Genomic DNA, 22,824 nt, shown 5'->3' with positions numbered 1-22,824 from the left:
CGGTGCTCCGGGGCGGTCTTCTGGATCGGCGGTCGGCCGACAAGTTAGTGTTACCCGAGGTAGCACTAAAGTACCTGCGACATCCTGTTTCAGATATCGCCCGGCTGTGTGAGCTGGGTCACGCGAGCGTGGGGGAGCGTCCGGGCGCCGAGGTGCCCGGACGGGGAGGGTGGAGAGGGGTGGCGGCTCAGTCGCCCAGGAGCGCGGACACCCGCTGATCCGGGGGCAGTTGGACGCCGAGCGCCCGCAGATTGCCGTCCAGCACCGCCCAGACGGAGCGGGTGAGGAACTCGGCGAGCGGCGCCGAGGCGGCCGCGTCCGGCCTGCCCGCCAGCCAGTTGTCGACGGTGGCGTCCACGAAGCCGACGAGGCCGGAGGCGAGCGGCACGGCGAGCCCCGCGTCCTCCTTGCCGAGGGCGCGCAGCACCGCCTTGAAGACCGTGCCCGCGCGGTGCGCGATCACCGCCTTGGTGCCCTCGGTGTCGGGCGACCTGCCGCCGTGCTCCCCGGCCGAGAGGAAGGCGTACCGCTGCGGATGCGCGGCGATCCAGCCCAGGTAGGCGTCCACCGAGCGGCGGATCGCGCACAGGACGGTGCCGTCGGGCTCCAGCGTCGGACCCAGTTCGGCGAGCAGTGAGTCGAGGGCGCGCCTGCGGATGCGGCCGTCGAGGTCGGCGCGGTCCCGGAAGTGCCGGTACACGGCGGAGCGCGGTGCGCCGATCCGCTCCGCGATGCGCCGGACCCCGACCTCGGGCCCCTCCTCGTCGATGACCGCGAGGGCCGCGTCGAGGATCTCGCCCTGCCGCCGGACCCGGTGCGCCTCCCACCGGGTCGACCGCCCGTCGGCCCCGCTCCGCGGCGTCTCCTCGGGCTCCTCCACCGGGGCAGCATATCCGCGTACGGGATGGGGGAAGGGGCTTCGTCCGCGGCCTCGGACCTCCCGCGTGATGTTCCTTCGCGATCGTTGTTGATCGAAGTATTTCGTTTTGATTGACCGAAAGTCCGGCACGGGCTGAAGTGTGCGAACACCCCCCCGCCTGAAAGGACATCCATGGTGTTCGGTACCCCATCCGGCGCCGGTGGCCGCGGCAGATCCCCGGCGCTCCGGTCGAGGCGGTCGCTGCTGCGGGCCGTACCCGGACTCGGCGCCGCGGCCCTCGCGGGCGGAGCGCTCACCGGCTGCTCCCGGCGCTCCTCCGGCGCCACCCGGGTACGCCTGTGGTCCTGGCTGACCGGCATGGACCAGTACGTCGCCGCCTTCAACGCCGCCCAGCGCACCGTGCGCGTCGAGCTGAGCGTCATCGCCGCCGGGACCTCCGGCGGCTACGCGCAGCAGACCAACGCCCTCCGCGCGCACAACGCCCCGGACATCCTGCACACCGAGTACCAGGCGCTGCCGCAGATCGTGACCACCGGCGGACTGCGGGAGCTGACCGGGGACGTGGACGACCTCGCCGACGGCTTCCTCCCCGCCGCCTGGCAGGGGGTCCGTCCCGGCGGCCGGACCTGGGCCCTGCCGATGGACTTCTGCCCGATGGCCTTCTTCTACCGCAAGGACCTCTTCGACCGGGCCGGGATACGGGTGCCGCGCACCTGGGAGGAGTTCCGGCGGGCCGCCTCGGCCGTCCGGAAGGCCGATCCGAAGGCGCGGATCACCACCTTCGCCCTGAACGACGGCGCCTTCTTCGCCGGGATGGCCTGGCAGGCGGGCGACCCCTGGTGGCGGGTCGACTCCGGCGCCTGGCGGGTCGGCGTCGACGGCGCGGGCACCCTCCGGGTGGCCGGGTACTGGCAGGACATGATCGCCTCCGGCCGGGCCGCCCACAGCGCGACCGGGACCCAGAGCTGGATCTCCGCGATGCACCACGGCAGGCTCTGGGGAATGCTCGGGTCCACCTGGGGCGTCGGGATGATGAAGAAGTCCCTGCCCGCGGACAAGGGCCGCTGGGCCGTCGCCCCCCTGCCCACCTGGGGGGACGACCCGTCCACCGGCGCCTGGGGCGGTTCCGCGTTCGCCGTCTCCGCCGAGAGCGCGGTCCCGGAGGCGGCGCTGACCTTCCTGCGCTGGCTGAGCACCGACCCGGCGGTCCCCGGGATCGGCGCGAAGATCACCTTCCCCTCGCCCGCCCACCTGGCCAACCGGCGGGTGGCCCGGGAGGTCTACGGCGACGACTACTTCGCGGGTGAGCCGATCTTCGACGTCCTGGACACCTCCGCGACCCGGGTGCCCGCCTGGACGTGGGGGCCCACCTCGCTGAGCGTGTTCTCCGCCGTGGCCGACGCGCTGGGCCCGGTCTCCACCGGCGCGACCACCCTCCCGAGGGCGATGCACCGGGTGCAGTCCTCGACCGTCGCCACCATGCGCGAGCGCGGCCTGGCCGTCACGGACGGGAGCCGCACATGAGCCCCGCCGTCACCGCCGCGAAGCCGCCCGCGCCCGCCGCCCCGCCCGAGCCCGCACCGGCACCCGCGCCGCGCCACAGGACCGGCCGCCGTCTCGCCGCCGCCGCGCTGGCCGCGCCCTTCGCCGTGCTGCTGCTGTGCACCGTCCTGGTGCCGATCGGATACGCCTGCTACCTCAGCCTGTTCACCGACCGCCTCTCCGGACTCGGCTTCGACGGCTACCGCCGGGACTTCACCGGCTTCGGCAACTACGCGGACGTGCTCGGCGACCCCGCCGCCCGGGACAGCGTGCTCCACATCGGCGGCTACGCCCTGATCCACATCCCGGTGATGTTCGCCGCCGCCCTGCTCATCGCTCTGCTGCTCGACTCGGCCGTCGTGCGGCTGCGCGCCCTCTGGTCGCTCGCGGTCTTCCTGCCCTACGCGGTGCCCGGGGTGATCGCCGGGCTGATCTGGGGCTACCTCTACAGCCCGGGCATCGGACCGCTCGACGCCCTCCTGCCCTTCGACCCCCTGGGCGCCGCCGGTGTCCTGCCCTCGATCGTGAACATGGCCACCTGGCAGTGGACCGGCTACAACGTGATCATCTTCTACGCGGCCCTGCAGACGGTGCCCCGCGAGGTGCTGGAGGCCGCCCGCGCGGACGGCGCCGGAGCCCTCCGTACCGCGCTGTCCGTCAAGCTCCCCATGATCCGGCCGACGGTCTTCGTCGCCCTCGTCTTCACCACCATCGGCTCGCTCCAGCTGTTCACCGAACCCATGGTGCTTCGCACCTTCACCGGGACGGTCAGCAGCACCTGGACACCCAGCCTCTACCTCTACGAAGCGGCCTTCGTCAGCAACGACTACGGACGCGCCGCCGCCGCGTCCCTCCTGCTCGCCGCCGCCTCGGCCCTGCTCTCGGCGCTGGTGATGCGACTGTCCTCCCGGAGGTCACGATGAGCGCTTCCCGCACCCCGCCAGGGTCCGTCCCCCGGCACGAGGGCCGAGCGGCCGGTGCCCGCGGCTCCCGCTGGACCTCGCGCGGCGCCGTTTACGGCGTCCTCGTCCTCGCGGCGCTCTACAGCGTGCTGCCGCTGGTGTGGCTGGTGACCTCGGCCACCAAATCGGTCGGCGACTTCTCCTCCACCGGCGCCTTCTCGCTCGCCGACTTCCATCTCCGGGACAATCTGCGCGACGTGTTCACCGCCGAGGACGGCGTCTTCCTCCGGTGGATCGTCAACTCCCTGCTCTACGCGGGCGTCGGCGCGGTGCTCGGGGCGCTGATCTGCACGGCCTGCGGCTACGCGATCGCCAAGCTGGACTTCCCCGGACGGCGCGCCCTCTTCGCGGTGACCCTGACCGGTGTCCTCGTGCCGCCCACGGCGCTCGCCCTGCCGCTGTACCTGCTGGCCTCCCAGCTGCACCTGGTCAACACCTTCTGGGCGGTGTTCCTCCCGCTGCTGACCAATCCCTTCGGCGTCTATCTCGCGCGGACCTTCGCCGACGCCTCGGTGCCCGACGAGGTGCTGGAGGCGGCGCGCCTGGACGGAGCGGGTGAGCTGCGCATCTTCCTGACCATCGCCCTGCCGATGATGATGCCCGGCTTCGTCACCATCCTGCTCTTCCAGTTCGTCGCCATCTGGAACAACTTCTTCCTGCCGCTGGTGATGCTCACCGACCCCGACCTCTTCCCCATGACCCTCGGGATCTACCAGTGGAGCACCCGCGCCCTGCAGTTCCCCGACTACAACCCCCTTGTCATCACCGGATCCCTGCTCGCCGTCGTGCCGCTGATCACCGCCTTCGTGGTGCTCCAGCGCCAGTGGCGCAGCGGCCTGGCCACCGGGAGCCTGAAGTGACCGACCCCGCGCCGACCGAGGCTGCCCCGACCGAGGCCGTGCCGTCCGAGGCCGAGCCGACCGCCACCGCGCCGCCCGACGCCGTGCGCCGGCCGGAGACCCTCCTGCTGATGAACGCCCGTACGCAGCACACCCAGTTCGGGCCGAGGGAACGGGACCGGCTGCGCGCCGCGGCCGCGCTCGGGCACCCGCTCGCCGCCTCGGACCTGGCGGCCGACGGCGTCCGGGACCGCCTCGCCGAGGTGGAGGTGCTGCTCACCTCCTGGGGCTGCCCGGTCCTCGACGAGGAGGTGCTGCGCGCCGCCCCGCGGCTGCGGGCCGTCCTGCACGCCGCCGGTTCGGTCCGCCACCATGTCTCACCGGCCGTCTTCCGGCGCGGGCTCCTCGTCACCACGGCGGCCGACGCCAACGCCGACCCGGTGGCCCACTTCACGCTCGGTGCGGTCCTCTGGGCGTTCAAGAAGGTGCCCTTCCTCGCCATGGACGCCCGCCGCTTCCGCGAGGACCTCGGCTACCGCGAAGGACGCGGCGAACTGAGCGGCCGGGACCGTACGGTCGTGCTCGTCGGCTTCTCCCGGATCGGGCGCCGCGTCACCCAGCTGCTGCGCCGCCTGGACCTCGCCAGGGTCCTCGTGGTCGATCCGGTGGCGGACCCCGCCGAGATCACCGCCGCCGGTGCCGAGCCGGTGCGCCTTGCGGAGGCCCTGCCGCAGGCCGACGTACTCAGCCTGCACGCGCCGTCCCTGCCGGAGACCCACCACCTCATCGGCGCCGCGGAGTTGGCCGCGCTGCCCCCCGGAGCCGTCCTGGTCAACACGGCCCGGGGCGCGCTTGTCGACACCGCCGCGCTGGAGGACGCCTGCCGCGCGGGGCTGCACGCCATCCTCGACGTCACCGATCCGGAACCGCTCCCGGCCTCCAGCCCCCTCTACGAGCTGCCCAATGTCGTCCTCACCCCGCACATCGCCGGATCACTCGGCTCGGAGACCCGGACGATGGCCGCCGCCGCGCTGACCGAACTGGAGCGCTATGCCGCGGGCCTGCCCCCGCTGGCGCCGGTGACGCCGGGGGCCTTCGCGGTCCAGGCGTAGGCGGCCCCGTTCAAGCCCCGTGCGTACGTGGCGCACCAGCTCGACGCGGGTCGACGCGGGGTCAGCGGGACCAGTCGCGCAGGGTTTTCAGCCGGTCGGTGGCCTCGCGCAGCACGTCGTCCTGTTTGCAGAACGCGAAGCGCACCAGGCCCCGACCGGCGTCGGGATCGTCGTAGAAGACGGAGTGCGGCACCGCCACCACCCCGCACCGCTCCGGCAGCCGCAGGCAGAAGGTGATGCCGTCCTCCTCGCCCAGGGGCCCGATGTCCGCGGTGACGAAGTAGGTGCCCTGGGGCCGGTACACCGTGAGGCCCGCCTCCTCCAGCCCGGCCGACAGGATCTCCTTCTTGCGGCGCAGGTCCTCGCGCAGGGAGGAGAAGTGGGTGTCGGGCAGGCGCAGGGCCTCGGCCACCGCGTGCTGGAAGGGCCCCGAACTGACGAAGGTCAGATACTGCTTCGCCGTCCGGACGGCGCTCACCAGTGCGGCGCTGCCTGTCACCCAGCCGACCTTCCAGCCGGTGAAGGAGAAGGTCTTGCCCGCGGAGGAGATCGAGACGGTCCGCTCCCGCATCCCGGGGAAGGAGATCAGCGGATGGTGGGCGCCCTCGAACACGAGGTGTTCGTAGACCTCGTCGGTGACCACCAGCAGGTCGTGGGCGACCGCCAGTTCGGCGACAGCGCTCGCTTCGGCGCGGGTGAGGACCGTGCCGGTCGGGTTGTGGGGCGAGTTCAGGAGCAGCAGCCGGGTGCGGGGCGTGAGGGCGTCCCGGAGGGCGTCGAGATCGGGGCGGAAGTCCGGCGCCCGGAGCGGAAGGGGGACATGGCGGGCCCCGGCCATGGCGATACAGGCCGTGTAGGAGTCGTAGTAGGGCTCGAAGGCGATGACCTCGTCCCCTGGTTCCAGGAGGGCGAGCATCGAGGCGGCGACCGCCTCGGTGGCCCCCGCGGTGACCAGGACCTCGGTGTCCGGGTCGAAACGCGTTCCGTAGAAGCGTGCTTGGTGCTCGGCGACCGCCTCGCGCAGCTCCGGTACGCCGGGGCCGGGCGGGTACTGGTTGCCGCGGCCGTCGCGCAGCGCGCGGACGGCCGCCTCGCGGATCTCTTCCGGTCCGTCGGTGTCGGGGAAGCCCTGGCCCAGATTGATCGCTCCCGTGCGCTGTGCCAGGGCGGACATCTCGGCGAAGACCGTGGTGCCGAGTCCGTCGAGCCTGCGGTTGAGCAAGGGCCTTCTCATGGTGACTTCCCGCTTCGTCGATACGTGCCGTGGGCCCTGCCGCGCGGCGGGCAGGGCCGGGTTCCGGGGTCATCGGCCGCCCTTCTCGCGGTAACCGGCTTCCTGCATCCGGTACATCGAGGCATAGGTGCCGTTCTTCGCCATGAGGTCCGCGTGGCTGCCCTGTTCGACGATCCGTCCCCGGGAGAGGACGACGATCAGATCGGCCATGCGCACCGTGGAGAAGCGATGGGTGACCATCAGGGTCACGGTGCCGTGCCGGGCGCCGGTGACCCGGGCCAGATGGGCCTGGCGCCGGTGGAGTTCGTACTCGCTGCGGGCGTCGAGCGAGGCCGTCGGTTCGTCCAGGACGCACAGCAGCGGGGCCCGCCGCATGCCCGCCCGGCTCAGCGCGACGCGCTGCCACTGGCCGCCGGACAGCTCCACCCCGCCGAACTCGCTGCCCAACTGGGTCTCCAGGCCCGCGGGCAGCGCGGACACGAACTCCCGGGCCCCGCCCGCGGTGAGCGCCTCGGCGATCCGCTCCCGGTCGTCCAGGGCCGACAGCTCACCCGCTCCCACCGCCTCGCGGGCGAGGAAGGCGAAGCGGGCGTGGTCCTGGAAACCCGCGGTGATCTTCGCCCACCAGGCCGGTGCCGGTATCCGCCCGAGCGGTACCGCGTCCACCAGGATGCTTCCCCCGGTGGGTTCGTACAGCCCGCACAGCAGCTTGACCAGACTCGTCTTGCCCGCTCCGTGCTCCCCGACGACCGCCACCGTGGCACCCGCGGGAAGCACGAGGTCGATCTCGTGCAGCACCGGGGTCCGGCCGCCCGGATACCCGAAGGAGAGACCGCGCAGGACGATCCCCTCCCGCAGGGTGGTGGGGGGCGGGACGTGGGAGTCACCGCTGCTGGGGCGCCTGCCGCTGCCGACGCGTGTCAAGTGGCAGTAGGACTCCAGCAGATGGACGCCGTCGGCCGCCTGGCGCAGCGTGGCCATGGTCCCCTCCGCCTGGGTGCGGAGCGTCGTGGTCAGGGTGAGCAGGACGAGTACGTCGGCGGGCGCCAGGTCGCCCGCGCCGACCGACCGCACGAGGAGGAGCAGCGCGAGGGTGTTTCCCGCGGCGAAGACCGCCCAGCCGGTGACCGACAGCCCGGCCGCGCGCCACTGGGCCCTCTCCTGGCCGGTCAGCAGCGCGGTCCACGCCCCATGGGCCCTGGCCCGCAGGGTCTCGTGGGCGCCCGCGATCCGGATCTCCATACCGGGCGCCGGCTCGGTGAGCAGGTGGTGGAGGTGCTCGGCGAGCCGGGCGTCGGGCGCGGTCCTCTTCAGGGCACCGCGTACGTGGCGCTGCCCCCGGCGGGAGAGCCACAGCGCGGGCACCAGCCCGGCGGCGACGGCGAGCAGCGGCGGGGCGATGAACGCCATGATGACGAGGACCGCCGCCAGCCGGGTGAGCGCGGAGAGGACCTCCACCGTGAGCCAGGCGGAACGGGCGATGACGTCGCCTCCGCCTCTGACCAGGTCGACGTGGTCGGCGTACTCGGGCTGTTCGAGCCGGGCCAGGTCCTCCAGGCCCGCGACGAGCGCGAGGACACGGCTGTTCAGCTCCAGTCCGGTGGCCTCGGCGAGCAGGTAGACGAGGTTGGTGCGGGCGCTGACTCCGGCGGTGCTCAACGACCAGCACACGGCCGCCCCCAGCGCGCTGTAGAGCACCCCCGGATACTGATGGGCAAGTGCCTGGTGGACGAACGACCGCAGTGCCAGGGCGAATCCGGCGACGGCGGCGATGTCGAGGGCGGTGACGCCGAGATAGGCCAGGACCAGCGCGCGGCGGGTCCGCCAGCCTTCCCGGAACAGCTCCGCGAGGACGGACAGGCGGTTCACGGGTGCGCCTTGGGAGTCAGGCCGGGTACGAAGGGAAGATCCCCCTGCGGGCCCGCCTCGTGGTCGGTGAACCTCCGCGCCTGCAGGGTGAACATCTCGGCGTAGCGACCGCCGAGCGCCATCAGCTCCTCATGGGTGCCCGATTCCGCGACCCTGCCCGCGTCGAGCAGGACGATCCGGTCCGCACGGCGGACGGTGGCCAGGCGGTGGGAGATGAGCAGGACGCTCGCGTCCCGCGCCCGGTCGCCGATCCGGGAGAAGAGGTCCAGCTCGGCGCGGATGTCCAGGTGGGCGGTCGGCTCGTCGAGGATGAGCAGGCGCGCCCCGTGCGAGACGGCGTAGAGGGCCCGGGCGAGGGCGATGCGCTGCCACTGCCCGCCGGAGAGATCGATCCCGTGGGGGTAGCCGCGGGCCAGGGGAGTCCGCCAGCCCAGCGGAGCCGCGGCCACCAGGTCCTCGGTTCCGGCCTCCCGGGCGGCCCGGTCCAGGGCCTCGGCGCTCGGCCGGTGCCCGGGCGCGCCGAGTGTCACGTTCTCGGACAGCGGCAGCTCGTAGTGCACGAATTCCTGGAGGACCACGGACACCCGCGCGCGCCAGGCGCTCGGTGCGATCTCGGCCAGGGGGACGCCGTCCACGGTGATCCGTCCGGTCGTCGGTGCCAGCAGGCCGGTCAGGAGCTTGGTGAAGGTGCTCTTCCCCGCCCCGTTGACGCCCACCAGCGCCACGGTGGACCCGGGTTCGATCTCCAGGTCGAGTCCGTCGAGGACCCGGCGCGCGGAGCCGGGGTAGGCGAAGCCGACCGACTCGAACCGGATCCGGGGGGCGCCCGCGGCGGGTGCGCCCGACGCGAGCCCGCCCGAGGGGTACGGGTCCGCGTCGGCGAGGAGGGCCTCCAGACGGTCCACCGCCCGCAGCGCCGGCAGGCCCGCGAACTGCACGTCGTAGGAGTCGGCGTCCCAGCGGCTGACGCTCAGCACCGCCCAGAACATCCCCAGGTAGAGGGCGAATTCACCCGGCGGCAGACGGGCGCCCGCGGCGCCGAGGACGCCGAGGCCGAGCCCCGCGACGGGCGCGAGGACCAGTACCGCGCCGCCGAGCCGGCGCAGGAGCCGGAGCCGTACCTGCGCGACCCGGTCCGTACGGGCGGTCAGTACCTCGCGGAACCGGCCGATCGCCCAGGCGGACAGCCCGAAGACGCGGACCTCCTTCGCCGACCAGGAGGAGGCGGCCACTTCGGCCCAGTACTCCGCCCGCCGGGTGGCGGGCGCGAAGCCGCGGATCACCGCGTGCTGCTCCATCCAGTCCCGGCCGGTGGCGGCGCGTACCCCCATGGCCGCGCCCAGCGCCAGCAGCGCCAGGGGCCAGGAGAAGCAGGCGAGTACGAGGGCGGCGCACCAGGCGCCGACGGTGCGGGTGGTGATCACGACCTGTCCCACGGCGCTGGTGCCGAAGGTGTAGGAGACCCAGCCGGGCAGCCCTTTCAGGGGGGCCGCCTGGTCGAGTTCCTGCCGGACCTCCGGGTCGTCCAGGTGCCCGATCCCGCTGGGCGCGCCCATCATGTCCGCCAGCCGCAGGCGGTGCCATCGGTCGATGCGGCGTGCGGCGCTGAACTTGACCGCACCGGCCAGGATTTCGGCGGTCTGCGACGCCAGCAGGGTGAGGCACAGGGCAAGAGTGAGGCGGGTCAGCCCGCCGGTGTCCCGCGGGGAGGTCACCAGGTGCTGCACCAGCAGCCCGGTGAACAGGCCCACCGCGAGGGGTAAGAGGGCCCGTGCGAGGTTCACCGCCCAGACCGCGGCCGACAGGGGCCGGCCGGCCGAGCGCACCGAGGCGGCAAGTCGCCGCCGGAGACGCATCTCCGACCGCCAGGCCGCCGCGGACTCCCGCATCGGCCGCAGGCGAGCGGCCACAGCGTTCATCTGCGCATCCCTACTCTTCGTGGGGGGCGGATCAGTACATCATCCTCGGGTCCCGGTAGTGCTTGAACTCCAGGAGGTTGTCCGTGGGATCGCGCAGGACCAGGGTGGTGTGCTCCTCGACCGTGCCCTCGAAGCGCGGCTGCGCCGCCTGGAAGACCGGGACCTTCCGTATCTCCACGAGGCGCAGCAGGTTGTCGAAGTCGGAGCGCTCGCGGAAGGTGATCCCGAAGTGCCGCGGATACAGGCGGGGTTCGGCGACCGGGGTCTCGGGTGCGAGATGGCAGACGACCTGGTCGCCGAAGAAGTCCAGGGTGATGCGGTCGTCGTAGCGGCGTGCGACAGGGCAGCCCAGCTGCTTCCAGTAGAAGTGGGCGGCCTCGTCCAGATCGCGGGCGGGGATGGCCAGATGGAATGCGTCCCTACCGGTCCTCATGCGTGTCCTCCGATGCGTGCCTGGGGAGCGGGTCGTCGAGCAGCGTGTCCGCGCGCAGTCCGAGGCGGAGCGTCTCCACCGCGGCGAGATCGCGGGGTGCGATGTTGCCGAGGTTCGCCTCCGGGCCCACCCGGCGGACGAAGTAGGTCTGCAGGGCCTTGTTCGGCGCCTCGAACACCAGCTTCTCCGTGTCGAATCCGGCCCGCAGGATGTCCTCGATCAGGCCGATGCGGAGCTGCCCGTCGGGTCGGCAGATGCCGCTCGACCCGCTCTCGCGCGCTTCGAGGATCACGCGTGAGGCGCCCGCCGAGAGGTCGTCGCGGATGGCGTCGATCCACTGGCTGGGGGAGAGCAGCTCGGAGCGGGGCTGGTCCTTGAAGCCCACCTCGGAGATCACGGTGAACTCGGCGGCCAGCTTCTCGATGAACCCCGCCTTGCGGGACGCGGAGAGGTCGATGGTGCCGTTGGACACCTCGACGTAGGGGCACTCGTGGCTGCGGCAGAGCGCGACATAGCCCTCGACCCGGTCCTGGGCCACGAACTTCTCGAACAGGGTTCCGCCGAACATGTACGGGATGCCGAGGTCGTTCAAGACGGCGGTCTTGCGGCTCAGCCGCGGGGTCACCAGGGCGGTGCCCCAGCCGAACTTGACGAGGTCCACGAGATGGCCGAAGTCGGCCATCGTGTCCGCGAACAGCCGCGAGGGCAGGCCGTTGTCGATGACCATCGTCAACCCGCGGGTGCGCGGCCTGTCCTGGCGGGGCGGGAGCTGAAGCGTGTGCGGGAACATCGTTGCGTGACCTCCAGGAGAACGGCTCACCGGACACCTCCGTCTTGGGTGCCCAGCAGCCGCTTCTGCACCTTGCCCAGCCCGTTGCGCGGCAGGGAGGCGACCAGCCGGATCTCGGACGGCCGCTTGTAGTCCGTGAGCAGCCCGGCGAGATGGCGGCGCAGGGCGCGCACCTCGGTGCTGCCCGGCTCGGTGAGGACGACCCAGGCGGCGACGCGTTCGCCGAGCACCTCGTCGGGGATCCCGGTCACCGCGGCCTCGGCGACCGCGGGGTGGGCGAGCAGCGCCGCCTCGACCTCTCCGGCCCCGACCCGGAAGCCGGAGGTCTTGATCAGGTCGGTGCTGCGGCGGCCGAGCAGCCGCAGCGAACCGCTGTCGTCGAAGCGCCCCAGGTCCCCGGTGGCGAACCAGCCCTCGGCGTCGAAGGCCGGGGGGCCGTCGAGGTAGCCGCTGAAGAGCTGCGGCCCCCGGACGTGGATCTCCTGGAACCCGCTGTCCTGCACCTCGCGCAGAGCGATCTGCACACCGGGCAGCGGCGGTCCGACGGCCTCGGCGCTGCGCCGCGCCCCGAGCGGGGGCGAGGTGACCACCAGGGTCTCCGTCATGGCGTAGCGGTTGAGCACCTGGTGGCCGCTGAGCGCCTCGATCCGGGCAAAGGCCTCCGCGGACAGCGCGGCGGCGCCCGACACAAGGAGCCGGGCGTCCTTCAGCGCCCGCAGGTGTTCGTCGGAGCTGAGCGTCCACATCGTCGGTACGGCGAAGTAGATGCTTCCGCCCTGCTGGGGCCGCAGTCCGCCGGGGCTGTAGTGCAGGGGCGAGCCGATCCGCAGCGGGCCGAGGCCGCCGAAGACGAGTCCGTGCACATGGAAGAAGGGGAGGGAGTGCACGAGCACGTCCGAGGGGTTCCACTCCCAGGCCTCGCCGAGCATGTCGAGATTGGCGGCGACGGCCCGCCGGGACAGCACCACTCCCTTGGGCGGGCCGGTCGATCCGGAGGTGTAGAGGATGAGGGCAGGGCTGTCGTCGGTGCCGGGCGCCGCGGGCAGCGGACCGCGGGCGGCCAGGTCGACCTGGCCGAGCACCAGGTCCGCCTTGCTGTCGGACAGCAGGTGCTTCCTCTCCTCCTCGCCTGCGTCCGGGTTCACCGGCACGGCTGCCGCCCCGGCGGCGAGGACCCCGGCGACCGCCACCAGAGTGGACAGTTCGGGCCGGGCCTCGACGGCGACCCGTCGGGCGCCGGTGACCTTCGCGGCCACGGCGCCGACGGCTCCGGCGAGTTCGTCTCCTCGCAGCGACTGCGTCCCGCAGCGCAGCGCGGCCCGGCCCTCGTGGAGCGCCGGGAGAAGGCTGTCTCGGGCGGATGCTGTCGCCGCGGCCCTGTTCGGGTCGGACATCATGTGCGGACTTCCGATCTGTGGCGTGGGCGGAACACGGTGCGGGGGCCGGTCACTTCGGGCCGGGTCTGCTCAGCCGGTCTCCGTCCCGGCCGAGCGCGTAGGCGACCGCCTCCTCGGTGGCGAGCGCGTGCCCCCACGCCCAGTGCGTACGGAACGGCTCGGCACCGAGGGCGGTGCGCGCCTGTGCGATGTCGTCGGCGACCCGTTCCCGTACGGCGGGGGGCACTTCGGCCCCGAGGCGGTCGCGGATGCCGGTGGCGGCCGCGAAGAGCCTCACCGCGTCGTCGGGGCGGCCCGCTCCCGCGAGCGCCAGGGCGACACCCTCCAACGACTCGGACACGCCGGGGAGTTCGTCCATCTCCAGGAGGACGGGCAGGGCGTCGGCGTGACGCGCCATCGCCTCCCGGTACTCGCCCGAGCTCTGGGCGATCTCCCCGATCCCCTGCAGCGCCTCGGTCAGTCCGTGTCCGTAGCCGCTGGCACGCCAGATGGCCACGCACCGCAGGAACAGTCCCCGCGCCCGCTCCAGGTCGCCGAGTTCCTGACGGGCGATCGCCAGGGAGTGCGCGGCCGCCGCGACGGCGTCCTCGTCGCCGAGTTCCTCGAAGAGGGCCAGGCAGCGTTCGAGGGGCGCGCACGCGGGCGGGTAGTCCCGCTGCGCCACCAGCGCGGCGCCGATGCCGTGCAGGCACTCCGCCTCCACGAGGGGTTCCCCCGCGGCGGCTGCCAGGTCCCTGCCCTCGCTGTCCAGGCGGTGGGCCCGGGCGAAGTCCTCCCGGGTGAGCGCCAGCAGGGCCAGGTTGTGGAGCACCGACGCGCGTGTGGCCGCGTCCTCCGGCTGCTCCAGCGCGGGCAGGGCCGCGAGGAACAGGGCTTCCGGGAGGTCCGTCTCCCCCTCGTACAGCGCGTCGACCGCCACCTGGAGCAGCGGTTGCACACAGGCCTGGGGAACGCCGCCGCCCTCGGCGAGACGGGCGGCCTGCCGGGCGAGGTCGAGGAAGCTGTCCGTGCGGTCGGCGGCGTGGGCGGCCGCCGCCCTGCCGAGCACCGTGGCGAGGCCGTCCGGTGGCGTGGTGGTCATGGGGTCTCCCATCGGGTCGGGGAAAGGCGGTTCAGCCGCCCGGCACGGCTGATGCCAGACGGGCGAAGGCCGAGGGCGTCACCGCGGTGAAACAGGTGCTGTCCCCGCAGGGCATCGCGTGCCGGCGCAGTTGGTCGCGCAGGTCCTGGACGAGTGCGGAATCCCGGCCCCGCAGGCGGCCCGAGCGCAGTTCGAAGACGGTGAGCGGCGAGCCGTCCCCGGTGCGGATGTCCGGACGGTCCTCCACCGTCACGAGCGCCAGCGGTTCCTCGCGCGGCAGCGGCGGGGGTGCGCCGTGGGGCAGCAGGGCGGCCCGGAGTTCCTCGGAACCGTCGGCGAGGGCGACGCGCAGCTCCGCCGCGTCCGGGTCCCCCGCGTCCTCGGTGACGGCGCAGCCCTTCCACCTCAGCTCGCGCAGCCAGGTCCGCAGCACCTCGCGCACCGCCCGGTCGGCCGCCTCCCCGGTGACCGCCGTGCCGTCCAACTGCTTCTTGACCTTGGCGGGCACCCCTCCCACCAGGACGTCGCCCGGTACCGGACCGGTGACGACGGAGCCCGCCGCGACCATGGTGTTGTCGCCGATGGTGACTCCGGGCAGCAGGGTGACCTGGAAGCCGAGCCATACGTTCCGTCCGACGTGGACCGGTGCGTAGGCCGGTGCGACGCCGATCAGCGGGCCGTGGCCGAAGTGGTATCCGTGCGTCCACACGGCCAGGTAGGAACCGGTGCCGACGTTGTCGCCCAGCACGATGCCGTGGTTGGCGTTGAGGATCGTGTGCTGCCCGACGGTGACCCGGTCTCCGATCCGCACGGTGGCCGTGGACGTGGTCGTGCCGCCGTAGCCCACGCTCGTGCCGTCTCCCAGGTAGAGGAGGTTCCCGGCGGTGAAGTCGCGGCACAGGATGTCCACGCCCTTGGAGACCCGGGCTGCCCGCCCCGTCCACAGCCGCTCGGCGACCAGGGCGCGCACCCCCGCCGCGACCTCCGAGCCGGTGCCGAGCACGAGAGACGAGGCGCGCAGGTCCGTGCCGGCTCCGATCCGGACGCCGTCGGCGAGTTCCACCTCGTCACCGACGAGGACGGCGTCGTCGCCGATGTGCACGCCGCTGCCGATCCTCAACCGACCGGCCCGTACGCGGACGTTGCGACCGACCACGCAGTCGGCGGGCACGGTGTCCAGGCTCTGTTCGGTGAGGTCGGAAACCGGCAAGGGGGTGTTCACAGCGTCTCCTTCGGGAGGGGGCGTCACAGCCAGCGGGGCGGGAGGTCGAGCAGGAGCCGTTCGCGTACGAGTGCTTCGAGCCGGGGGGAGGAGTCCATGGCGACGTCCGCGCCGATGCCCTCGGGGCGGCGCAGGCCGCGCAGGTAGGGCCACGGCTGGACGTACTCGTCCTCGAACTTGCCGTTCGGCCACCGGGGGACCGCGCCGTGCAGCAGGGGGTTCGCCCGCAGGGGCGTGCCCGGTGCCGGCAGGACGAGGCGGGCGGACGGGCTCGGTGGCGTCCCGGGACCGCGGGCGAAGGCGAACGCGTCGGCCTCGCGCAGGGCTTCGCGGTCCGCGGGGCGGGGAGGCAGGCCGGTGAGCGCGGCGGTGGTCAGCGCGGCGTCGTCGTAGCAGGTCCCGGGGCCGAGGAGGCCCTGGTACTCCTCGGCGGTGAGCGGCAGTCCGGGGGAGTGGTTGGGCCGGTCCGCGTTGTGCGCGTGGCCCACCAGCAGCGTCCCCGCCGCGCACAGGCGCCGCATCTGTGCCAGGACATGGGACTTGCCGCGGAAGTAGTGGAAGGAGTCGTGGCTGAGGACCACGTCCGCGGAGTCCTCGGCGAGGGGGAAGGGGTCCTCGGTGTCGAAGCAGATGAGCCGGGCCCGGGGGCACACGTACTGCCGGGCCAGCCACAGCATGGAGAAGACCAGGTCGGCCCCGGTGGTGCCGTCTCCGTCCCGCTCCCGGCTCCAGGCCCGCAGGAAGTGGCCCGCTCCGCAGCCGATCTCGCTGAGGCGGGCGCCCGCCGGGGCGTGCGCCTCCAGCAGCGCGAGTCCGCTGAGGTAGGTGGGCAGGGACCAGCGGTGGAGCAGATAGGGGGCCATGCCGCCGTAGTCGAGGAGTTCCATCGCCCGGCGCGCGGTGCCGGGGCGGACCACCGCGGCCCGCACGGCGTCCGGCCGCACCGGGGGGATCGACGCGTCCTTGCGGTCGCCGAGGAGCGCGACAAGCGCGGTGACGGGGTCCTCGCGCAGCAGCGCGGACACGGCCGCCTCGCGCACGGCCTCCCTGCCGGTGCGCAGATAGGGGATGGTGTCGAGGCACGGCCACAGGCGGTCCCCGTCGGTGAGCAGACCGGGCCGGTACGGGAGCAGCGGCCGCCTGTTGACGGGGCTGCGCAGACCGCTCAGCCAGGGGGCCTCCACCTCCAGGACCACCGGGGCGTTCACGGGCGGATCTCCAGCAGCGCGAAGGGCAGGGCGACTCCGGAGGCGTTCATCAGCACGGTCCTTCCGTCCAGGACGGCGGGCCTGGTGGCCAGCGGATCGGTGACCCCCTCGCCGGGGCCGCCCGCCTCGTCCGGGGGCGTGTAGTCGTGGAAGGCGAACCGGTGGCCGGCCGCGCGCAGGCGTGCGGCGAAGGAGTGCCGCGCGTGGACGTTCCAGCCGCAGGTCCAGTCCGAGGGCGTCCCGCCGGAGACCCGCAGCCGCACCAGGGCGTCCACCGGACTCGGGTTGAAGGGGCCGAAGACCAGGGCGCGGCCGCCCTCGGCGACGAGCGCGAGGAGGTTCTCCAGCCAGGGGTCGAGCGTGTCGAAGTGGCTGTGCAGCGTCAGCATCGTCACCACGGAGAAGCGCTCGCGCGGCAAGGACCCGGCATCGGTGATGTCACCCACCGAGAACGAGGCCTCCGGTACCTGCCGCCGCGCGTGGGCGACGAGTTCGGGCAGCACGTCCAGGCCCGAGCAGCGTACGGCCGGTCTGCGCGTGCTCAGGTAGTGGAGGAAGGCGCCGTTGGCGCTGCCGACGTCCAGGAGCCCGTGCTCGGCGGAGTCCGCCGCCCGGAAGGCGTGTGCCTCCACGAACGGGAAGTAGGGGCGGTGGTGCAGGTTCGCGGGCCGCTCCAGGTAGCGCAGATCCAGTGGGCGGGCACCGTTGGCCGCGCCGGGCAGGTCACGCACGATCGCGGCTCCCGTCGGCCGGTTCGCCGAGCCAGTCCGCGACGGCGTGCGCCAGGGCCTCGTCGGCGATGATCTCGTCGTGCGAGGCGTCGACGGTCAGGACGAGAGGAGGCCGGCCGCACACGGCCGACCAGTCGGCCACCGTCTGCGCCAGGTCCGGGCGGCTCTTCGAGAGCACGAGCCGGTGCCGCACCGGGGAGGGGCCGGGCCGGTAGCGGCACAGCGCCCATTCGCCCTTCGCGCTGATCCGGCAGAGCTGGGTGAGCCAGTCCTCGTACGACTCCTCGGGCAGGGCGCCCACCGGGGAGCGCCGGGCGAGGGCCGCGCGCCACCTCTCGGGGTGCGCCTGCGGTGCCTCGGCCACCTCAGGGGCGATGCCGAGCCGCCGCGCGAGCACCTGGGCGTAGGAGGGGCTGCTCACGGCGGGGTGCAGCGCCGGCGGGTCCACCAGCAGGGCGGGGGCCGTCGGCAGGCCCGCGCGCAGGCGCAGCAGTACCGTCTCGTGGGCCGCGAACGCTCCGGAGGAGTAGCCCGCGATGTGGGTCACGCCCTCCGGGGCCAGCAGCGCGTGGTGGTGTGCCGCCCTGGCCGTGAACTCCTGCGGTACCAGCGGGGCGTAGGGGGACAGATCCCAGTCGGTGTCGCGGACGCCGAGGAAGTGCGCGTACGGGACCAGGGCCGCCAGCGCGTGCAGGAACATCACCTCGCCCCCGGCGGCGTGTATCCACGCCGAGCCGGGCGCCGTCCCGGCGGGAGGGGCCTGTGTCGCGGAGAGCCGCACCAGCGGCACGGACCGCGCCGCGCCGCCTCTGACCGCCCGGACGAAGTCCGCGAACACCGGGTTCTCCATGAGCAGGCTGAGCGGATACTGCTGTGCCAGGCTGCGGCGCAGTCGGCTCATGACCTGGGCGGCGGCCACGGAGGTGCCGCCCGCCTCGAAGAAGTCGGTGCCGCGGGTGAGGTGTTCCGTGAGCAGCAGGGGGTGCCAGGCGTCGAGAACGGCGAGTTCCCAGCTGTCCACGGGGTCGAGGGTCTGCCCGGTGGCGGCAGTCGTGGGGTTCACCGGCTCGCCTCCCGCTGCCGGAGGGATCCGCTGCCGGGTGCGCTCAGGACCGTGCCGTGCCCCGCGAGCCATCCGCGGCGGCCCGAGTCGGGGATGACGGACGTACCGTCCGTGCTGTCGTAGGGAATGTGAGCGGCACCCGCCAGCAACTGGTCCCACAGCGGCAGCGCCACCCCCGAACGGGCCACCGCGTCGCGGAACGGCCCCCAGGCCAGGCGCCGCCCGTCGAGAACCTGGGCCAGCGTGGTGAGGAGCTGGGCGCGGGCCCGTTCGGCGTCCTCCCCGCGAAGGGGCGCCGCCTGCTCCAGCCTCGCGATGATCCGGGTCAGGGCCCGTCGCCCGTCGAGGTCGGGGGCCTCGGCCGCGGGAGGGGGCGGCAGCGGCGCCGTCCGCGTTCCGGCGCCGAGCGCGGAGAAGAGCGCGCGCCGCTGTTCGGCGGGGAGCAGGATCGCCGTCTCCCGCAGGATGTCGGCGGGTTCGTCCGCCACGTGCACGAAGGTGAGCACCCTGTTGGGGGAGTGCAGCGCGCTGCGCAGCTCATCTCCCCTGCGTTCGGCGGGATGCCCGGAGCCCTTGACCGCGGAAAGCCGCACCGGTGCGGGGAGTTCGATCGCCTGTGCCCGCTCGCGGAAGGCGATCAGCAGGGAGGGGCCGCTGGAGAGCAGGGTGGTCATCAAGGCGGTGCGGTCCGGGGAGGCGCCGCCCCACTGGTGCTGCCACATCAGGGCCGCGGTCCGCCCGGTGAAGCCGACCTCCGCGGCGAAGACGGGTTCGAGGCCGAGCTGGGCGATGTAGGCGAGGCCCGCCGCGACCCGCTGCGCGAAGAGGGCGTCGGGACGGAAGACGGTGAGGGCGCTGCGCTGCAGTGTCCAGGCGGCGCGGTCACCGAGGGCCTCGGTGGCGCTCTGCCAGCCCTGCCCGGTGCAGGGCTCGTCCGCGTACACCGCGCGTTTGACGGGTTGACTGGTCAGTTGCCGCCACTCGGCGGCGGAGGGGGAGAGCACGGGGTCACCTGTGGTGCGCACAGCGGGCCTTTCGTACGGGGTCAGTCGCCCTGGCCGGAGACGGGGGAGGGGGCGTGCAGCCATGACGGGTCGAAGTGCGGTACGTACAGCAGCAGATAGGTGCCGACCGGGGTGGTGGCGTAGGTGCGCCCCGAGCCGGTCCGGTAGGTGACCTCGGTGCCCTCGGCGCAGCGGTCGTCGACGCGCACCCCCCAGACGGGGAGCCCGGCGGCCAGCACGGACCGCCCGGGGAGATGATCGAGCACCCAGCGCTCGCCGACGGAGCCGAGCGGTCCGGCCTTCCGCCGCTGCAAGGTCTGCAGGACGCCCGCCGCGACGGCGGGCGGCCGGGAGGCCAGGCTCGCCGCCCGGCGCAGCCGCTGTGCCGAGGCCCGCCACGGCCGCCCGGCGGCGGGCAGCAGCGAGTCGTCGACCAGGCCGTAGCCGCGCAGGCGGCGGGTGAGGGTGTGCCACTGCCGGCCCAGGCCGAGCGCGTCCACCTCCCGCGCCAGCGCCGGGACGCCCTCCTCGGCGATCTCCACGAGCAGCAGGGAGGCGTCCAGCAGGTCGCGTGCCCGCCAGTCCCGCTCGAAGCCCTCCTCCAGCAGGGCCAGCAGCTGCCGGGCCGGTCCGGTGCGGCGCACCCCGGGTGGATCGGAGACCGGCCGGACCCGCCAGGGGCGGCCCGTGGTCTCCATGGAGACCAGCTCGACCGCCTGATGGTCGAGGAGCAGTTCGTCGTGCGAGGGCCGCACCATGTTCAGGGCGACATCGACACCGCGCTCGGTGCCCTGGAAGGCCAGGGAGTCCGGCTGCCACCCCTGGTCCCGCAGGTGCCCCGCGGCCTCCCAGACCTGCCGCGGTGTGCGGGCCACCAGATCCACGTCGGTGGAATCGCGAAGCCAGCCCGGCGGGTAGAGGCGGCCGATCTCCGGCCCCTTCATCCGGCGCAGTTCCGGCACGGCGCGGGTCAAATCGCCCACCAGGTCCCCGTAGCGCTGCTCCTGCTCCCGCCAGAAGGAGACCTCGTAGGCGAGCCCGGGGGTGAGCGGATAGCCCTCGGTGAGCAGGGCGCTGGCGAGGACGATCCGCAGCTTGTGACGCGAGGCGTACCGGAAGACCGCCATCCAGCTCGGCTCGTGGGAGCGCTCCACGGCACGCAGGAGGTCCGCCAGGTACTCGCTGCTCAGCTCGCGGAAGTCCGCGCCGTCCTCGGCCGCGGTGACCTCCTCGGCCGCGGCGCCCTGCTCCTCGGCCACCAGGTCCTCGTCCGCCGTCATGACGAGGTCACCCACAGGGCGAAGAGCGGCGCCCAGCCGGCCCGCAGCAGACCGTCGTGGAGCCGGTCGGCCTTCCCCTCCTCGTCCTCGATCACATTGCCGCGCACCCCTGCGGTGCTCCCGGCGATTCGGTCGAACATGGCATGGGTCAGCGCGGCCGTCATCGCGCGCTCCTCGAACTCGGGAAGGACATGGACATCGATCAGGTCGTGGAAGAGAGCGCCGGTCACCTCGTCCGGGATGGGGTCGGTCCAGGTGATGTGGCCGATCTCGCGCCCCGCCGCCTCGGCCACCAGACCGTGCAGCGCCTGTGGGCCGGTGAACCGCACCGTCTCCTCCAGATAGGCGTCGACGGCCCGGGGGTCGCGCACCGCGCCGTGGTAGCCGTCGAGCATGGCCCGCCGCATCATCGACTTCACGAAGGGCACGCTCCGCGCCTCCGCGCGGACGAGCCGGATTCCCCGCGGAGGCGCGGTGCCCGGGGGTCCCTCGGTGCGCGCCACGTAGCGCACCAGCCTGCGGAACGGCTTCTCCGGGACGGCGCCCGCCTGTGCCTCCACGCGCAGCAGGACCCGGTCCGCCTCACCGGCCGCGAGCAGGTCCTCGGCCAACTCGCCTCCCATGACGGTGAATTCGTGCGCGGGGACGTAGAGGTCCTGGGAGTCGAGCACCGGGTCGTAGGACGGGAAGGCGACGAACTGCTCCGCGCCCCGGGCGTACGCCGCCCCGTTGTCCGCGTAGTGGCGGGCCCGCTCCGCGCTGAGCGGACCGGACCGGAGCAGTCCGTCCGCCTCGGCCACCGCACGGATCTCTCGGCTCCCGCTCATCCGGGCCGCCCGGGCAGCGGGGAGGGTGCCGCTGTGCCGGTCTCCGCGCCGAGCGCCCTCGGCCGCAGCCAGGCGGGATGGCCCGCCTGCCGGTACACGACGTGTTCGGGCCACACCCGGCCGGCGAGCACGCCCTGGTTGTCCAGGACCACGAGCTCGCCCTCCCGGGGCTCGGTGAGCAGGCCGAGATACGCCTCCTCGCGGAACTCCGCGTGGTCCGTCACGATCAGCACCGCCCGGGCCGCCCGGATCGCCTCCGGCAGACGGGAGACGGCGACCTCGGCGCCCAGGAGCCGGTTGATCTCCTCAGCGCTGTAGAGAGGGTCGAAGACCCCGAAGGGAACGCCCAGTTGGGCCAGGCGGGCACTGATACCGACCGTGGGGCTGAGGGTGGACACCTTGATGTCGCCCTTGTACGCGAGTCCCAGGATGACGACCGGTCCGCGCAGGGCGACGGCGTCGGCCACCACGGAGCGCATGCGCATGTCGGTCTCCACGGCCTGGGAGAGCAGCGTCAGCTCCTCGGCGTGCTCGGTCCCGGCGAGGAGATAGCGGCTGCCGAGGGGGACGCAGTAGCCGCCGGTGCCGAAGGAGGGATGGAAGGTGCCGATGTTCCACTTCGTACCGGCCAGGCGCAGCACCTCCACCATGTCCACATCGGGATAGGCGAGGGTCAGCTGGTTGCCGAGGGTGATCTCCAGGTGCCGGTAGGCGTTCTCCACGCACTTCACCAGCTCCCCCTCGATATGGCTCGGGGCGCGGTGCAGCGTGTCGCACATCAGCGAGAGGACCGCGTACGCGGCTTCCGCCGACCGGCCGCCCACTCCGGAGTAGACGCGGTCCAGGTCGCGCAGACCGTAGCCCTCGGCGATGAACCAGTCGCGGCGCGGGGCCAGGGCGAGCAGCAGATCACGGTCCGCGGAGAGGCCGTTGGCCCGCAGCAGGGGCAGCAGCAGCGTCTCGACGGTGCCCGGGGTGAGCGTGGACTCGACGATCACCAGCGGGGGATGGGCCTTCGGGCGCGCGGCGGTGGCCTCGACGATCGCCTCGAGGACGTCCACCAGATCCCGGGAGTGCGGGCGGGCGCCGCGTTCGGTGGGGACGGCGACGAAGTGCACGGCCACATCCGGCGAGAGCGCCTCCGCGCGGTCGTCGGTGAGCGTCGCCGCGGGCGTACCGACGGGGCTCTCGGTGTCGGCGGCACCCGCGGCGCGCAGCGCGGCCACGCGCTCGCTGCTGATGTCGTATCCGACGACGCGCACCTTCTCCGCCCTCAGGGCCTCGAAGGTGGAGAAGCCGATGTAGCCCATTCCCCACACCGACACGGCGCAGCGGCCGCTGAGGAGGTCCGAGCGGTATTCCTCCGGGCTCCGGCCGGTCTGCGGAACCTGTTGGTCTGTGGAGGCAGCAGTCATGGGGGTCTTCTCTTCC

Annotated in this window: 20 protein-coding genes; 4 read left to right on the top strand and 16 right to left on the bottom strand. The window is 73.2% G+C overall.

Annotation, left to right across the window (positions count from 1 at the left end; all coding sequences use genetic code 11):
• Positions 1-187: 187 nt before the first annotated feature.
• Entirely contained in the window at positions 188-880 is a 693-nt protein-coding gene (locus MID12_RS01820; protein ID WP_040246288.1) for a TetR/AcrR family transcriptional regulator, read from the bottom strand.
• Positions 881-1,051: 171 nt separating this feature from the next.
• Between MID12_RS01820 and MID12_RS01815 the strand changes: the two genes are divergently transcribed.
• The 4 genes from MID12_RS01815 to MID12_RS01800 all read left to right on the top strand — a co-directional run bounded on the left by MID12_RS01815 (position 1,052) and on the right by MID12_RS01800 (position 5,335).
• On the top strand, positions 1,052-2,404 hold the full coding sequence (locus MID12_RS01815; protein ID WP_263164435.1) for an ABC transporter substrate-binding protein: 1,353 nt from the start codon (positions 1,052-1,054) through the stop codon (positions 2,402-2,404).
• On the top strand, positions 2,401-3,345 hold the full coding sequence (locus MID12_RS01810; protein ID WP_263164434.1) for a carbohydrate ABC transporter permease: 945 nt from the start codon (positions 2,401-2,403) through the stop codon (positions 3,343-3,345). Before MID12_RS01815 ends, MID12_RS01810 begins: the two co-directional genes overlap by 4 nt.
• A complete protein-coding gene (locus MID12_RS01805) occupies positions 3,342-4,244 on the top strand; it encodes a carbohydrate ABC transporter permease (RefSeq protein WP_263164432.1) in 903 nt (300 codons plus the stop codon). The genes MID12_RS01810 and MID12_RS01805 overlap by 4 nt, the downstream gene beginning before the upstream one ends.
• A 110-nt stretch (positions 4,245-4,354) precedes the next feature.
• On the top strand, positions 4,355-5,335 hold the full coding sequence (locus tag MID12_RS01800; RefSeq protein ID WP_040256026.1) for a hydroxyacid dehydrogenase: 981 nt from the start codon (positions 4,355-4,357) through the stop codon (positions 5,333-5,335).
• A gap of 61 nt (positions 5,336-5,396) precedes the next feature.
• Here MID12_RS01800 and MID12_RS01795 read toward each other — a convergent pair whose 3' ends face one another.
• The 15 genes from MID12_RS01795 to MID12_RS01725 all read right to left on the bottom strand — a co-directional run bounded on the left by MID12_RS01795 (position 5,397) and on the right by MID12_RS01725 (position 22,808).
• Positions 5,397-6,569 carry a pyridoxal phosphate-dependent aminotransferase gene (locus tag MID12_RS01795; RefSeq protein WP_263164428.1) on the bottom strand — a complete coding sequence of 391 codons (1,173 nt, stop codon included), beginning with the start codon at positions 6,567-6,569 and terminating at the stop codon, positions 5,397-5,399.
• Positions 6,570-6,638: 69 nt separating this feature from the next.
• A complete protein-coding gene (locus MID12_RS01790) occupies positions 6,639-8,438 on the bottom strand; it encodes an ABC transporter ATP-binding protein (protein WP_263164426.1) in 1,800 nt (599 codons plus the stop codon).
• The gene (locus MID12_RS01785; RefSeq protein WP_263164424.1) at positions 8,435-10,357 is read right to left on the bottom strand and encodes an ABC transporter ATP-binding protein; all 1,923 of its coding nucleotides are present in this window, start codon (positions 10,355-10,357) and stop codon (positions 8,435-8,437) included. Before MID12_RS01785 ends, MID12_RS01790 begins: the two co-directional genes overlap by 4 nt.
• A gap of 31 nt (positions 10,358-10,388) precedes the next feature.
• Positions 10,389-10,790: a VOC family protein gene (locus MID12_RS01780; RefSeq protein WP_263164422.1), complete on the bottom strand. Its 402-nt coding sequence runs from the start codon at positions 10,788-10,790 to the stop codon at positions 10,389-10,391.
• Complete coding sequence (locus MID12_RS01775) at positions 10,777-11,580, bottom strand: phosphosulfolactate synthase (RefSeq protein WP_263164419.1); 804 nt, start codon at positions 11,578-11,580, stop codon at positions 10,777-10,779. Before MID12_RS01775 ends, MID12_RS01780 begins: the two co-directional genes overlap by 14 nt.
• Positions 11,581-11,606: 26 nt before the next feature.
• Positions 11,607-12,977 (bottom strand): AMP-binding protein, encoded by a 1,371-nt coding sequence (locus tag MID12_RS01770; protein ID WP_263164417.1) that lies wholly within the window; start codon positions 12,975-12,977, stop codon positions 11,607-11,609.
• A gap of 49 nt (positions 12,978-13,026) precedes the next feature.
• Positions 13,027-14,058, bottom strand: coding sequence for a tetratricopeptide repeat protein (locus tag MID12_RS01765; RefSeq protein ID WP_263164415.1), 1,032 nt, complete (start codon positions 14,056-14,058; stop codon positions 13,027-13,029).
• Between the two features lie 31 nt (positions 14,059-14,089).
• Positions 14,090-15,280: a DapH/DapD/GlmU-related protein gene (locus MID12_RS01760; RefSeq protein ID WP_263164413.1), complete on the bottom strand. Its 1,191-nt coding sequence runs from the start codon at positions 15,278-15,280 to the stop codon at positions 14,090-14,092.
• A gap of 23 nt (positions 15,281-15,303) precedes the next feature.
• Positions 15,304-16,488: a class I SAM-dependent methyltransferase gene (locus MID12_RS01755; RefSeq protein WP_263164410.1), complete on the bottom strand. Its 1,185-nt coding sequence runs from the start codon at positions 16,486-16,488 to the stop codon at positions 15,304-15,306.
• Entirely contained in the window at positions 16,485-17,219 is a 735-nt protein-coding gene (locus MID12_RS01750) for a class I SAM-dependent methyltransferase (protein ID WP_263164408.1), read from the bottom strand. Before MID12_RS01750 ends, MID12_RS01755 begins: the two co-directional genes overlap by 4 nt.
• The gene (locus MID12_RS01745; protein ID WP_263164406.1) at positions 17,212-18,282 is read right to left on the bottom strand and encodes a phosphopantetheine-binding protein; all 1,071 of its coding nucleotides are present in this window, start codon (positions 18,280-18,282) and stop codon (positions 17,212-17,214) included. The genes MID12_RS01750 and MID12_RS01745 overlap by 8 nt, the downstream gene beginning before the upstream one ends.
• A complete protein-coding gene (locus tag MID12_RS01740) occupies positions 18,279-19,286 on the bottom strand; it encodes a hypothetical protein (protein WP_263164405.1) in 1,008 nt (335 codons plus the stop codon). The genes MID12_RS01745 and MID12_RS01740 overlap by 4 nt, the downstream gene beginning before the upstream one ends.
• Positions 19,287-19,327: 41 nt before the next feature.
• Positions 19,328-20,566 (bottom strand): nucleotidyltransferase family protein, encoded by a 1,239-nt coding sequence (locus tag MID12_RS01735; protein ID WP_263164403.1) that lies wholly within the window; start codon positions 20,564-20,566, stop codon positions 19,328-19,330.
• Positions 20,563-21,393 carry a hypothetical protein gene (locus tag MID12_RS01730; protein WP_145945102.1) on the bottom strand — a complete coding sequence of 277 codons (831 nt, stop codon included), beginning with the start codon at positions 21,391-21,393 and terminating at the stop codon, positions 20,563-20,565. The genes MID12_RS01735 and MID12_RS01730 overlap by 4 nt, the downstream gene beginning before the upstream one ends.
• Complete coding sequence (locus MID12_RS01725) at positions 21,390-22,808, bottom strand: UDP binding domain-containing protein (RefSeq protein WP_263164400.1); 1,419 nt, start codon at positions 22,806-22,808, stop codon at positions 21,390-21,392. Before MID12_RS01725 ends, MID12_RS01730 begins: the two co-directional genes overlap by 4 nt.
• Positions 22,809-22,824: the final 16 nt, after the last annotated feature.

This window comes from Streptomyces sp. SCSIO ZS0520, assembly GCF_025643355.1.
In the GTDB taxonomy this organism is placed as follows: Bacteria; Actinomycetota; Actinomycetes; order Streptomycetales; family Streptomycetaceae; genus Streptomyces; species Streptomyces physcomitrii.
This window is presented reverse-complemented; position numbering and strand designations above follow the sequence as displayed.